The sequence below is a fragment of the Enterobacter sp. DN genome (genome assembly GCF_046054285.1).
Classification (GTDB): Bacteria; Pseudomonadota; Gammaproteobacteria; order Enterobacterales; family Enterobacteriaceae; genus Enterobacter; species Enterobacter hormaechei_C.
On record NZ_JBJJTG010000002.1, the window covers coordinates 191,388 to 204,563 of the forward strand.

The 13,176-nt window shown below is 55.3% G+C and carries 10 protein-coding genes; 9 read left to right on the plus strand and 1 reads right to left on the minus strand.

From position 1 onward, the window contains the following. The first annotated feature begins 143 nt into the window (after positions 1-143). The 5 genes from ssuE to ssuB are packed head-to-tail and all read left to right on the plus strand — an operon-like array spanning position 144 to position 4,384. Positions 144-719: an NADPH-dependent FMN reductase gene (ssuE, locus tag ACJTMZ_RS05610; protein WP_003858180.1), complete on the plus strand. Its 576-nt coding sequence runs from the start codon at positions 144-146 to the stop codon at positions 717-719. Then, a complete protein-coding gene (locus tag ACJTMZ_RS05615; protein ID WP_049012682.1) occupies positions 712-1,674 on the plus strand; it encodes a sulfonate ABC transporter substrate-binding protein in 963 nt (320 codons plus the stop codon). Before ssuE ends, ACJTMZ_RS05615 begins: the two co-directional genes overlap by 8 nt. After that, complete coding sequence (gene ssuD / locus ACJTMZ_RS05620) at positions 1,671-2,816, plus strand: FMNH2-dependent alkanesulfonate monooxygenase (protein ID WP_045333942.1); 1,146 nt, start codon at positions 1,671-1,673, stop codon at positions 2,814-2,816. The genes ACJTMZ_RS05615 and ssuD overlap by 4 nt, the downstream gene beginning before the upstream one ends. A gap of 9 nt (positions 2,817-2,825) precedes the next feature. After that, positions 2,826-3,617, plus strand: coding sequence for an aliphatic sulfonate ABC transporter permease SsuC (gene ssuC, locus ACJTMZ_RS05625; protein ID WP_003858185.1), 792 nt, complete (start codon positions 2,826-2,828; stop codon positions 3,615-3,617). Beyond that, positions 3,614-4,384, plus strand: coding sequence for an aliphatic sulfonates ABC transporter ATP-binding protein (ssuB, locus tag ACJTMZ_RS05630; protein ID WP_015570909.1), 771 nt, complete (start codon positions 3,614-3,616; stop codon positions 4,382-4,384). Before ssuC ends, ssuB begins: the two co-directional genes overlap by 4 nt. Positions 4,385-4,484: 100 nt before the next feature. Here the strand turns inward: ssuB and pepN are convergent, their stop codons facing one another. Further along, positions 4,485-7,097, minus strand: a complete 2,613-nt coding sequence (gene pepN / locus ACJTMZ_RS05635; protein ID WP_252010836.1) for an aminopeptidase N — start codon at positions 7,095-7,097, stop codon at positions 4,485-4,487. A 254-nt stretch (positions 7,098-7,351) separates the two neighbouring features. On the opposite strand from pepN, the gene pncB reads away from it, so the two are divergent. From pncB to ACJTMZ_RS05655, 4 genes are all read left to right on the plus strand, one after another. Then, on the plus strand, positions 7,352-8,554 hold the full coding sequence (pncB, locus tag ACJTMZ_RS05640) for a nicotinate phosphoribosyltransferase (protein WP_045344713.1): 1,203 nt from the start codon (positions 7,352-7,354) through the stop codon (positions 8,552-8,554). 168 nt (positions 8,555-8,722) lie between these two features. Then, the gene (gene asnS / locus ACJTMZ_RS05645) at positions 8,723-10,123 is read left to right on the plus strand and encodes an asparagine--tRNA ligase (RefSeq protein WP_150391211.1); all 1,401 of its coding nucleotides are present in this window, start codon (positions 8,723-8,725) and stop codon (positions 10,121-10,123) included. A 606-nt stretch (positions 10,124-10,729) separates the two neighbouring features. Further along, positions 10,730-11,788 carry a porin OmpF gene (gene ompF, locus ACJTMZ_RS05650; RefSeq protein WP_017384819.1) on the plus strand — a complete coding sequence of 353 codons (1,059 nt, stop codon included), beginning with the start codon at positions 10,730-10,732 and terminating at the stop codon, positions 11,786-11,788. 184 nt (positions 11,789-11,972) lie between these two features. Continuing rightward, positions 11,973-13,163 (plus strand): amino acid aminotransferase, encoded by a 1,191-nt coding sequence (locus tag ACJTMZ_RS05655; protein ID WP_017384820.1) that lies wholly within the window; start codon positions 11,973-11,975, stop codon positions 13,161-13,163. The last annotated feature ends 13 nt before the right edge of the window (positions 13,164-13,176 follow it).

Consider the following 13,176-nt stretch of genomic DNA (forward strand, 5'->3'; position numbering starts at 1 on the left):
TTACTTATCGGTTCGCTTCTTATGCATTTTTCTGCATTCATCCTGAGGATAAATCATTTAGTGGAATAACCACGCAATGTCACACTCCTGAAAATTGTTATGAATGTTAGATAAAAGCAAACAATTAGTTATAAGGAGCAACCATGCGCGTCATTACCCTGGCCGGAAGCCCCCGCTTCCCCTCTCGCTCCAGCGCACTGCTGGAATACGCTCGCGAAAAGCTTAATGCTCTGGATGTCGAAGTGTGTCACTGGAATTTGCACAATTTCGCGCCTGAAGATCTGCTCTACGCCCGTTTCGACAGCCCGGCGCTGAAAACCCTGATCGAACAACTTAAGAGTGCTGACGGGCTGGTCGTCGCGACACCGATTTATAAAGCCTCTTTTTCCGGCGCACTGAAAACGCTGCTCGATCTGCTGCCCGAACGCGCGCTGGACGGTAAGGTCGTCCTGCCGCTGGCCACAGGCGGTACGGTAGCTCATTTACTGGCGGTGGATTATGCCCTCAAGCCGGTTCTGAACGCGCTGAAAGCGCAGGAGATCCTGCATGGCGTCTTCGCTGACGACTCACAGGTAATCGACTACCAGCATAAACCCCATTTCACGCCGAATCTGCAAACCCGCCTCGACAGTGCACTCGAAACCTTCTGGCACGCCCTGAACCGTCGGGATCGCCACGCGGCAGCATTTCATCAATCACAAGGAGTGGCGCATGTTTAAAACAGTTACCCGTATCGGGCTGGCAGGTCTGCTGGCAGTGGCGTCGCTGGCTCAGGCGGCGGAGAAAGCGCCGGAGAGCCTGCGTATCGGTTATCAGAAAGGCAGCGTCAGCATGGTGTTGGCGAAAAGCCATGCGTTGCTTGAGAAGCGTTTCCCGGAGACCAAATTCTCATGGGTCGAGTTCCCTGCCGGACCACAGATGCTGGAGGCGCTGAACGTCGGGAGTATTGATTTAGGCAGCACCGGCGATATCCCGCCGATCTTTGCGCAGGCTGCCGGGGCGGATCTGGTTTACGTTGGCGTTGAGCCCGCCAAGCCGAAGGCAGAGGTTATTTTGGTGCCCGAAAACAGCGAGATCAAAAGCGTCGCCGGCCTCAAAGGCCATAAGGTTGCTTTCCAGAAAGGTTCAAGCTCGCACAACCTGCTGCTGCGCGCGTTGCAGGAGGCCGGCCTAAAATTCACCGATATCCAGCCCGTTTACCTGACGCCTGCCGATGCGCGCGCGGCGTTTCAGCAAAAAAATGTTGATGCCTGGGCTATCTGGGATCCGTACTACTCCGCCGCACTGTTGCAGGGCGGTGTGCGGGTGCTGAAAGACGGCACCACCCTGAAGCAGACCGGTTCGTTCTACCTGGCGGCACGTCCTTACGCTGAGAAAAATGGCGCATTTATTCAGCAGGTGCTGGATACCTTCTCTCAGGCCGATGCGCTGACCCAAAGCCAGCGTCAGCAGAGCATCACGCTGCTGGCAAAAACCATGGGCCTGCCTGAACCGGTGATCGCCACCTATCTTGACCACCGTCCTCCCACCACCATAGCACCGATTGACGCCCACGTTGCCGCTCTCCAGCAGCAAACGGCAGACCTCTTTTATCAAAACCGCCTGGTTCCAAAGCAGGTGAATATTCGCGAACGCATCTGGCAACCCGCTGGCATTGAAGGAAAAAAATCATGAGTCTGAATCTTTTCTGGTTTTTACCCACCCACGGTGATGGACACTATCTTGGCACAGAAGAAGGCGCCCGCCCGGTCGATCACGGCTATCTACAGCAGATCGCCCAGGCGGCAGACCGCATCGGTTTTACCGGGGTACTGATCCCGACGGGCCGCTCGTGTGAGGATGCGTGGCTGGTTGCCGCGTCAATGATCCCCGTCACCCAGCGTCTGAAATTCCTGGTAGCCTTGCGCCCGAGCGTGGTGTCGCCCACCGTCGCGGCGCGTCAGGCGGCAACGCTGGACAGGCTTTCCAACGGCCGTGCACTGTTCAACCTGGTGACGGGCAGCGATCCGCAGGAGCTGGCGGGCGATGGCGTCTTTCTCGATCATACCGAGCGCTATGAAGCCTCCGCAGAGTTCACCCGCGTCTGGCGACGTCTGCTGGAAGGGGAAACCGTCACCTTCGAAGGGAAACATATCCACGTTCGCAATGCGCAACTCTACTTCCCGCCGGTACAGCAGCCGCGCCCTCCTCTCTATTTCGGCGGATCGTCGGACGTGGCGCAGGAGCTGGCGGCTGAGCAGGTCGATCTCTATCTGACCTGGGGCGAGCCACCGGAGCTGGTGAAAGAGAAAATTGCTCAGGTACGCGCTAAAGCCGCAGAACATGGCCGTACGGTACGCTTCGGCATTCGCCTGCACGTGATCGTCCGCGAAACCAACGACGAGGCCTGGCAAGCCGCCGACCGTCTGCTCGCTCATCTGGACGACGACACTATCGCTAAAGCACAGGCAGCGTTTGCCAAAACCGACTCCGTGGGCCAGCATCGGATGGCCTCCCTGCACAACGGCAAGCGTGAAAATCTTGAGATCAGCCCGAACCTGTGGGCCGGGGTAGGTCTGGTGCGCGGCGGTGCCGGCACGGCACTGGTCGGCGACGGTCCAACCGTAGCGGCACGCATTAATGAATACGCGGCGCTGGGGATCGACAGCTTTATCCTGTCTGGCTACCCACATCTGGAGGAGGCGTACAAGGTGGGTGAACTGCTGTTCCCGCATCTGGATGTCGCTATCCCGGAAATTCCGCAGCCACGTCAGCTTCAGTTGCAGGGCGAAGCCGTGGCGAACGCGTTTATCCCGAGAAAAGTCGCGCAAAGCTAAGGAGCCACCATGTCTGCAACCGCACAAAAATGGCTGCTGCGCGCCGCGCCGTGGTTTCTGCCCGTCGGCATTGTCCTCGTCTGGCAACTGGCGTCTTCAACTGGCTGGCTGTCGAGCCGCATTTTGCCCTCTCCGGAGGGCGTTGTGGAAGCGTTCTGGTCGCTAAGCGCCAGCGGTGAGCTGTGGCAACATCTTGCCATCAGCTCCTGGCGCGCGGTAATTGGCTTTTCGATTGGCGGAAGCATCGGCCTGACGCTGGGGCTGATCAGCGGCCTGTCACGCTGGGGTGAGCGGCTACTGGATACCTCCGTTCAGATGCTGCGCAACGTGCCGCATCTGGCGCTTATTCCGCTGGTTATCCTGTGGTTTGGCATTGATGAGAGCGCCAAAATTTTCCTCGTGGCGCTGGGAACGTTATTCCCGATTTATATCAATACCTGGCATGGGATCCGTAATATCGATCGCGGTCTGGTGGAGATGGCCCGCAGCTATGGCCTGTCAGGTTTTGCCCTGTTTACCCATGTGATCCTGCCGGGCGCCCTGCCCTCCATTATGGTTGGGGTGCGTTTTGCGCTCGGCCTGATGTGGCTAACCCTGATCGTGGCGGAAACCATTTCGGCTAACTCCGGCATTGGTTATCTGGCGATGAACGCCCGCGAGTTCCTGCAAACGGACGTGGTGGTGGTTGCCATTATCCTTTATGCCCTGCTCGGCAAACTTGCGGACGTCAGCGCCCAGTGGCTGGAACGTAGCTGGCTGCGCTGGAACCCGGCCTACACCGCTCAGGAGGCGAAAGCATGAATACTGCACGACTGAACCAGGGAACACCGTTACTGCTGAACGGCGTGACCAAACGCTACGGCGACAACACCATTCTGAATGCACTGGATCTGCATATTCCTGCCGGACAGTTTGTGGCCGTTGTCGGCCGCAGCGGTGGCGGCAAGAGTACCCTGCTGCGTCTTTTAGCCGGGCTGGAAGCGCCAAACAGCGGTGACATTCTGGCAGGCACTACGCCGCTGGCCACGATTCAGGATGATACGCGCATGATGTTTCAGGACGCGCGTCTGCTGCCGTGGAAAACGGTGATGGATAACGTCGGGCTGGGCCTGAAGGGCAGCTGGCGGGAGGACGCCCGGCAGGCACTCGCTGCGGTAGGGCTGGAGAATCGCGCGGGAGAGTGGCCTGCGGCCCTGTCGGGTGGACAAAAGCAGCGCGTAGCGCTGGCACGCGCGCTGATTCACCGTCCCGGCCTGTTGCTGCTTGATGAACCGCTCGGCGCGCTTGATGCCCTGACGCGGATCGAGATGCAGGATCTGATTGAAACCCTCTGGCAGACGCACGGCTTTACGGTACTGCTGGTGACGCATGATGTCAGTGAAGCCGTGGCAATGGCAGACAGGGTGCTGTTAATAGAAGAGGGCAAAATTGGTCTGGATCTGACGGTAGATATTCCACGTCCTCGCCGCGTGGGATCGGCCAGACTGGCGGAGCTGGAAGCCGAAGTACTGGATCGGGTGATGAAACGTGGGGAAGCGGAGATTCAGCGGATAAAGGCTAATGCCTGATGCCCTCACCCCGGCCCTCTCCCACAGGGAGAGGGAGAAAACCGATGCCCCGCGACCCCACGTAGGCCCGGTAAGCGTAGCGCCACCGGGCTTTTTTACATCAGGCCAGCGCCTTAGCAATCTTCTCGTACAGATCGCCAGACAGATTTTCCAGCCCTTTCAGCTGCTCAAGCGCGGCGCGCATTTTCGCCTGACGCTGCGCATCGTAACGTTTCAGGCGGATCAGCGGCTCAATCAGACGAGACGCCACCTGCGGGTTACGGCTGTTAAGCTCGGTCAGCATTTCAACCATGAACTGATAACCGCTGCCGTCTTCGGCATGGAACGCGGCCGGGTTGCTGCTGGCGAAGGCACCAATCAGAGAGCGGACGCGGTTCGGGTTGCTCATGGTGAACGAACGGTGCTTCAGCAGGCTGCGTACTTTGCTGAGTACATCGGCTGCCGGGCTGGTGGCCTGAAGGATGAACCACTTGTCCATCACCAGACCATCCTGATGCCACTTGTCGTCGTACTCCTGCATCAGCGCATCGCGACACGGTAGCTCGGCGGCAACGCTTGCGGCCAGCGCGGCCAGGGCATCCGTCATGTTATCGGCTTCGTGGTACTGCTTGCTGACCAGCGTGTTCGCCAGCTCTGCCTCACCAAACGCCAGATAGCGCATGCAGGTATTGCGCAGGGAACGTTTACCGATATCCGCATGTTCCACCCGATACGCGTCCAGCTTGTTGGCGTTGTAAATGGCGAGGAACTCATCTGCCAGTTCGGTCGCCAGCGTGCGGGTCAGCGCTTCACGCACGGCGACGATGGCAATCGGGTCGATGATGTCAAACAGCTCGGCGATTTCAGTCGCAGAAGGCAGCGTTAAAATTTCAGCCGCCAGCGCCGGGTCAATGTTCTCATCCAGCAGGATGGCACGGAACGCGTCTGCCACATGAACCGGCAGCGTCAGCGGCTGGCCCTGCTGGTAACGGTTGACGTTCAGCTTGATGTAGGTCGCCAGCAGACTTTGTGCGGCATCCCAGCGCGAGAAATCGTTGCGCGCGTGACGCATCAGGAACGTCAGCTGCTGATCGCTCCACTTGTATTCGAGTTTCACCGGCGCGGAGAACTCGCACAGCAGGGCAGGAACGGGCTGGAAATAGACGTTATCGAAGATAAAGGTCTGCTCTGCCTGGGTCACGTTCAGCACGTTATGCACCGGGTGGCCGCCCTTCTGTAACGGGATCACGTTGCCTTCGTTGTCGTATAGCTCAACGCTGAACGGAATGTGCAGCGGATGTTTCTCTTCCTGCTCGGCCGTTGGCGGCGTGCGCTGGCTGATGGTCAGCGTGTACTGCTCGGTTTCCGGGTTGTAGTCGTCTTTGACCGTCACGATCGGCGTACCGGCCTGGCTGTACCAGCGGCGGAAATGAGACAAATCGACGTTAGAGGCGTCCTCCATCGCCTGGACGAAATCGTCGCAGGTGGCCGCACTGCCGTCGTGACGCTCAAAGTAAAGCTGCATCCCTTTCTGGAAATTCTCTTCGCCCAGCAGGGTGTGGATCATACGGATAATTTCAGCGCCTTTTTCATACACCGTCAGGGTGTAGAAGTTATTCATCTCAATGACTTTATCCGGGCGGATCGGGTGCGCCATTGGGCTGGCATCTTCTGCAAATTGCAGACCACGCATGGTGCGCACGTTGTTGATGCGGTTCACCGCCCGCGATCCCAGATCGGAGCTGAACTCCTGATCGCGGAAGACGGTTAAGCCCTCTTTCAGGCTCAGCTGGAACCAGTCGCGACAGGTGACGCGGTTCCCGGTCCAGTTATGGAAATATTCGTGGCCGATAACGCGTTCGATATCGAGGTAATCTTTATCCGTGGCGGTATCGGTACGCGCCAGCACGTATTTAGAGTTAAAGATGTTAAGACCTTTATTCTCCATCGCGCCCATGTTGAAGAAATCGACCGCAACGATCATATAGATGTCGAGGTCATATTCGAGGCCAAAGCGCGTTTCATCCCACTTCATGGAGTTGATGAGGGAAGTCATTGCCCACGGTGCGCGGTCAAGGTTGCCACGGTCCACGAACAGCTCCAGCGCGACTTCACGGCCAGAGCGCGTTTTAAAGGTGTCGCGCAGGACATCGAAATCTCCCGCCACCAGCGCAAACAGATAGCAGGGTTTCGGGAACGGATCCTGCCACTGTACCCAGTGACGGCCATTCTCCAGTTCCCCTTCACCAATCCGGTTGCCGTTGGAAAGCAGGTACGGGTACAGCGTTTTGTCGGCAATAATTTTGGTGGTAAAGCGCGCCAGGACGTCCGGGCGATCCAGATACCAGGTAATGTGGCGGAAACCTTCGGCTTCACACTGGGTACACAGGGCTACGCCTGACTGGTAAAGTCCTTCCAGCGCGGTATTGGCGGCAGGGCTAATTTCATTCACGATGCGCAGGGTAAAGCGTTCCGGCAGGTTGTCGATGACCAGCTGGTTGCCTTCTTCTTTATAGTCTGACCAGGCTTCATCGTTAATATGCAGGGAAACCAGCGTCAGGTCTTCACCATCCAGACGCAGCGGCACGGCAGTCGCGCTCTGGCGCGTCACCTGGCTTACCGCCGTCACCACGGTTTTTGTGGCATCCAGGTCGAAAGTCAGATCGATATCGCTTATCAGGTATTCCGGCGCACGATAGTCGTGGCGGTATTTAGCTTGTGGCTGTTGTGTCATAGAAAACCTTATGCATCGTTTGTCGAGTAACGATTCAATATATTCCTGTTGTGTAAAACGCGCTATGCAGAATGTTCATCTTTTCAGGCACAACGCCCTTTTTAGCTACATTTTTATAACACGGGGCACGAAATGCTCTCGACCATAAAGTGTGCTTATGTTGTGATCGGGGTTCAATAAATCACTAAACAGGGTATACTCCGGAGTTGTTTATTGTACTAAACGCTCCCGTGAGAGGATGCTACAGCGCACCTATGACTCAATTCGCTTCTCCGGTTCTGCATACGTTGCTGGATACCGACGCGTACAAGCTGCATATGCAGCAAGCCGTGTTTCACCACTATCATGATGTCCATGTTGCGGCGGAATTTCGCTGCCGGGGTGACGACTTGCTGGGTATCTACGCAGATTCCATTCGTGAACAGGTCGAGGCCATGCAGCATCTGGCGCTCACCGATGACGAATATCAGTGGCTTTCAGGCCTGCCTTTCTTTAAAGCGGATTATCTGAACTGGCTGCGTGAGTTCCGCTATAACCCGGAACAGGTCACCGTCACCAATGATAACGGCAAGCTGGACATTCGTCTGACCGGCCCGTGGCGTGAGGTGATCATGTGGGAAGTGCCGCTTCTGGCCGTGATCAGCGAGCTGGCCCACCGCTATCGCTCCCCTGAAACCGGTGTGACGCAGGCGGTTGCCGCTCTGGAGAATAAACTCGTTGAGTTTTCCAGACTGACCGAAGGGCTGGATATGTCCCGATTCCGTCTGATGGACTTTGGCACGCGCCGCCGCTTCTCTCGCGAGGTTCAGGAAGCCATTGTCAGACGTCTGCAACAGGAGCCGTGGTTCGTTGGCACCAGTAACTACGATCTGGCACGTCGCCTTGATTTAACGCCTATGGGCACCCAGGCGCACGAATGGTTCCAGGCGCACCAGCAGATCAGCCCTGACCTTGCCAACAGCCAGCGCGCCGCCCTCGCCGCGTGGCTAAAGGAATACCCGGATCGGCTGGGTATTGCCCTTACCGACTGCATTACCATGGACGCGTTCCTGCGCGACTTTGGCCCTGAGTTTGCCGAACGCTACCAGGGTTTGCGCCATGATTCCGGGGACCCGGTTGAATGGGGTGAGAAAGCCATCGCCCATTACGAAAAACTGGGCATCGACCCCATGAGTAAGGTGCTGGTCTTCTCCGATAACCTTGACCTGGCGAAAGCCGTCGACCTTTATCGCCATTTCTCATCGCGGGTGAACCTGAGTTTCGGGATTGGTACGCGGTTAACCTGTGATATTCCTCAGGTGAAACCGCTGAACATCGTCATAAAACTGGTGGAATGTAACGGTAAGCCGGTCGCGAAGCTCTCCGACAGTCCGGGCAAAACCATCTGCCATGACAAAGCGTTTGTCCGCGCATTACGTAAAGCCTTCGATCTGCCTCAGGTTAAAAAAGCCAGTTAACGGCTTCGGGGGAGCCTTCATGGCTCCCCTTCTCTTATTAATTTCTTATTTCTTCTCATAAGACGGTGAAATTTACTTGTCTGATAGCGGATGGCAGGTAACATAGATATCCCCCCTATAAGGGCGGACAAGTGTTTATTTTTTCCGACTATTAACAGAGAGAATATTATGAGCGTTGTGCCTGTAGCCGACGTACTCCAGGGCCGTGTCGCCGTTGACCAGGAGGTCACCGTGCGCGGATGGGTGCGTACTCGCCGAGATTCTAAAGCTGGCATCTCCTTCCTCGCCGTCTATGACGGTTCCTGCTTTGATCCTGTACAGGCCGTCATTAATAATTCTCTGCCCAATTACAATGATGACGTTCTGCACCTGACAACCGGCTGTTCCGTGATCGTCACCGGTGTTGTGGTGGCCTCTCCGGGCCAGGGTCAGAGCTACGAAATTCAGGCGACCTCGGTGGAAGTGACCGGCTGGGTTGAAGATCCTGACACCTACCCGATGGCTGCAAAGCGTCACAGCATCGAATATCTGCGTGAAGTCGCGCACCTGCGTCCGCGCACCAACCTGATTGGTGCGGTTGCCCGCGTGCGTCATACGCTGGCGCAGGCGCTGCATCGTTTCTTTGACGAGCAGGGTTACTTCTGGGTTTCTACTCCGCTGATCACGGCTTCCGATACCGAAGGCGCAGGTGAAATGTTCCGCGTTTCAACGCTGGATATGGAAAACCTGCCGCGTACGCCGGAAGGTAAAGTCGATTACGACAAAGACTTCTTTGGTAAAGAAGCCTTCCTGACGGTTTCCGGCCAGCTCAACGGTGAAACCTACGCCTGTGCGCTGTCTAAGATCTACACCTTCGGCCCAACCTTCCGTGCGGAAAACTCCAACACCAGCCGTCACCTGGCGGAATTCTGGATGCTGGAGCCGGAAGTGGCCTTTGCCGATCTAAATGACGCGGCAGCCCTGGCAGAAGCGATGCTGAAATACGTGTTTAAAGCCGTTCTCGAAGAGCGCGCAGACGACATGAAATTCTTCGCTGAGCGTGTCGATAACGACGCCATCGCCCGTCTTGAGCGCTTCGTCTCCGCAGCCTTCGCGCAGGTGGATTACACCGACGCGGTCGCAATCCTGGAAAAATGCGGTGAGAAATTCGAAAACCCGGTTTACTGGGGCGTGGATCTCTCCTCCGAGCACGAACGTTATCTGGCAGAGAAGCACTTTAAAGCACCGGTTGTGGTGAAAAACTATCCGAAAGACATTAAGGCGTTCTATATGCGCCTTAACGAAGACGGTAAAACCGTTGCCGCGATGGATGTCCTCGCGCCGGGCATCGGTGAGATCATCGGTGGCTCCCAGCGTGAAGAGCGCCTGGATGTGCTGGACGCGCGTATGCAGGAGATGGGCCTGAACCCGGCGGACTACAGCTGGTATCGCGATCTCCGTCGCTACGGCACCGTTCCACACTCCGGCTTTGGCCTGGGCTTCGAACGTCTGATTGCTTACGTAACAGGTGTTCAGAACGTACGTGATGTGATTCCGTTCCCACGCACACCGCGTAACGCAAGTTTCTAACCGACCAAATCATTAATGGCCAGCAAATGCTGGCCATTATTTTATCCTGCAATGTCAGTTTTCGTCAGTCAGAAGTAAGCGTCTTTAAACCACAACCCCGCCATTACCTCTACCTGTTACGTTTTGTTTCCATGAAATATCCTGAGACAAAAAAATAACCCCATTCTTATTGCGCTTAAAACAATTCTTACGCATTAGCATAAAAAACAACCAATTTCACAGCCATCTGGATGGCTTTTGTCGATCATAAGAAAAAATGAGCCGTTTAACTTCTGTTTATACGAAAGGCCTTTAGCTAAATTAAACATAAGGAAATCATATATATAAGAATAAAGCGGATGTTTAATTCGCCAGGCGACACTGAAATTTGAGGTGCTTCACAAAGTTCCCAAAAATACATATTTAGTTACACATATTTTCTTTTGGTAACTGAATCTTGAAGATTGTAGCACTTTCAGTGTAGCGAAACGGTTCTATGAATGGAAAGATGCCTGTCAGACACATAAAGACACCTAACTCTCATCAATAGTTCCGGAAATATTTATTGACAGAATTTATTGGCGGCAGTGGCGAGTGTCATAAAAAAACCAATGAGGGTAATAAATAATGATGAAGCGCAATATCCTGGCAGTGGTAGTCCCTGCCCTGCTGGTAGCCGGTGCAGCAAACGCTGCTGAAATCTATAACAAAGACGGCAACAAATTAGATCTTTACGGGAAAGCAGTTGGCCTGCATTACTTCTCTGATTACGCGGGCAACGATGGCGACAACACTTACGCGCGTCTGGGCTTCAAAGGTGAAACTCAGATCAACGATCAGCTGACTGGCTACGGTCAGTGGGAATACAACTTCCAGGGTAACAACTCTGAAGGTGGCGATGCACAGAACGGCAACAAAACCCGTCTGGCATTCGCAGGTCTGAAATTTGGTGACGCAGGCTCCTTCGACTACGGTCGTAACTACGGTCTGGTCTATGACGCAATCGGCATCACCGATATGCTGCCTGAGTTCGGCGGCGACACCGGCGCGAGCGATAACTTCTTCGCAGGCCGTACGGGTGGTCTGGCGACTTACCGTAACAGCAACTTCTTCGGCCTGGTTGACGGTCTGAACTTTGGTGTTCAGTACCTGGGCAAAAATGAACGTGATGACGCAGTACGTTCCAACGGTGACGGCTGGGCAACCTCTCTGAGCTATGATTTCGACGGTTTCGGCATTGTGGGTGCTTATGGTGCAGCTGACCGTACCAACAACCAGCAGACGCTGGAATGGGGTAAAGGTGACAAAGCTGAACAGTGGGCAACCGGCCTGAAATATGACGCGAACAACATCTACCTGGCAGCTATTTATGGCGAAATGCGTAACGCAGCGCGTCTGGGCAGCCGTGGTTTCGCTAACAAGTCTCAGGACTTCTCTGTCGTCGCTCAGTACCAGTTCGACTTCGGTCTGCGTCCATCCATCGCTTACTACAAATCTAAAGCGAAAGACGTAGAAGGTATCGGTGACGAAGACTACATCAACTACATCGACGTTGGTGCGACATACTACTTCAACAAAAACATGTCTACCTATGTTGACTATCAGATCAACCAGCTGAAAGACGACAACAAGCTGGGCATCAACAACGACGATATCGTGGCTCTGGGTCTGGTTTACCAGTTCTAATCAGCACACCTCGTTGTTATATGCTTAATGAACAGGGCTTCGGCCCTGTTTTTTTATTCCTGAGAGAAAATAATAGCGACTTTTGAAAAGCCGCACGCTTTTCGTCGCAAACGGTTGGCATTTTGTAAATCTACCGTTAACCTGATAGCGGATTTCACTTCTGTAATCACAATGGAACTTCGTCATGTTTGAGAACATTACTGCCGCTCCTGCCGACCCAATTCTGGGCCTGGCCGATCTGTTTCGTGCCGACGACCGCCCTGGCAAAATCAACCTGGGTATTGGTGTATATAAAGATGAAACCGGCAAAACTCCGGTACTGACCAGCGTCAAAAAAGCTGAGCAGTATCTGCTGGAAAACGAAACCACCAAAAACTACCTCGGTATTGATGGTATCCCTGAATTTGGTCGCTGCACCCAGGAGCTGCTGTTCGGCAAAGGCAGCACCATTGTGAGCGAAAAACGCGCCCGCACGGCGCAGACCCCAGGCGGTACCGGCGCACTGCGCGTGGCGGCAGATTTCCTGGCGAAAAACACCTCTGTGAAGCGTGTGTGGGTAAGCAATCCAAGCTGGCCGAACCACAAGAGCGTTTTTAATTCTGCGGGTCTGGAAGTGCGTGAATACGCCTACTACGACGCGGCAAACCACGCGCTGGATTTCGACGGTCTGCTGGCCAGCCTGAGCGAAGCCCAGGCGGGCGATGTGGTGCTGTTCCACGGCTGCTGCCATAACCCAACCGGTATCGATCCTACGCTTGAGCAGTGGGAACAGCTGGCTAAGCTGTCCGTTGAAAAAGGCTGGCTGCCGCTGTTCGACTTCGCTTACCAGGGCTTTGCCCGTGGTCTGGAAGAAGATGCAGAAGGTCTGCGCGCATTCGCCGCCGTCCATCAGGAGCTGATTGTCGCAAGCTCCTATTCCAAGAACTTTGGTCTGTATAACGAGCGTGTCGGCGCCTGTACGCTGGTGGCTGCTGACGAAGCAACCGTCGATCGCGCATTCAGCCAGATGAAGTCCGTGATCCGCGCTAACTACTCTAACCCACCGGCACACGGTGCGTCTGTGGTCGCGACGATCCTGAGCAACGATGCGCTGCGCGCAATCTGGGAGCAAGAGCTGAACGATATGCGTCAGCGCATTCAGCGCATGCGTCTGCTGTTTGTGAACACGCTGGCTGAGAAAGGCGCTGACCGTGACTTCAGCTTCATCATCAAGCAGAACGGCATGTTCTCCTTCAGCGGCCTGACCAAAGAGCAGGTGCTGCGCCTGCGTGAAGAGTTTGGCGTGTATGCCGTTGCCTCTGGCCGCGTGAACGTTGCAGGTATGACGCCTGACAACATGGCGCCGCTGTGCGAAGCCATTGTCGCGGTGCTGTAACCTGCACCCATAA

Coding starts and splice junctions, on each gene's coding strand:
- ssuE (WP_003858180.1), top strand. CDS start 144: ATGCGCGTCATTACCCTGGCCGGAAGCCCCCGCTTCCCCTCTCGCTCC.
- ACJTMZ_RS05615 (WP_049012682.1), top strand. CDS start 712: ATGTTTAAAACAGTTACCCGTATCGGGCTGGCAGGTCTGCTGGCAGTG.
- ssuD (WP_045333942.1), top strand. CDS start 1,671: ATGAGTCTGAATCTTTTCTGGTTTTTACCCACCCACGGTGATGGACAC.
- ssuC (WP_003858185.1), top strand. CDS start 2,826: ATGTCTGCAACCGCACAAAAATGGCTGCTGCGCGCCGCGCCGTGGTTT.
- ssuB (WP_015570909.1), top strand. CDS start 3,614: ATGAATACTGCACGACTGAACCAGGGAACACCGTTACTGCTGAACGGC.
- pepN (WP_252010836.1), bottom strand. CDS start 7,097: ATGACACAACAGCCACAAGCTAAATACCGCCACGACTATCGTGCGCCG.
- pncB (WP_045344713.1), top strand. CDS start 7,352: ATGACTCAATTCGCTTCTCCGGTTCTGCATACGTTGCTGGATACCGAC.
- asnS (WP_150391211.1), top strand. CDS start 8,723: ATGAGCGTTGTGCCTGTAGCCGACGTACTCCAGGGCCGTGTCGCCGTT.
- ompF (WP_017384819.1), top strand. CDS start 10,730: ATGATGAAGCGCAATATCCTGGCAGTGGTAGTCCCTGCCCTGCTGGTA.
- ACJTMZ_RS05655 (WP_017384820.1), top strand. CDS start 11,973: ATGTTTGAGAACATTACTGCCGCTCCTGCCGACCCAATTCTGGGCCTG.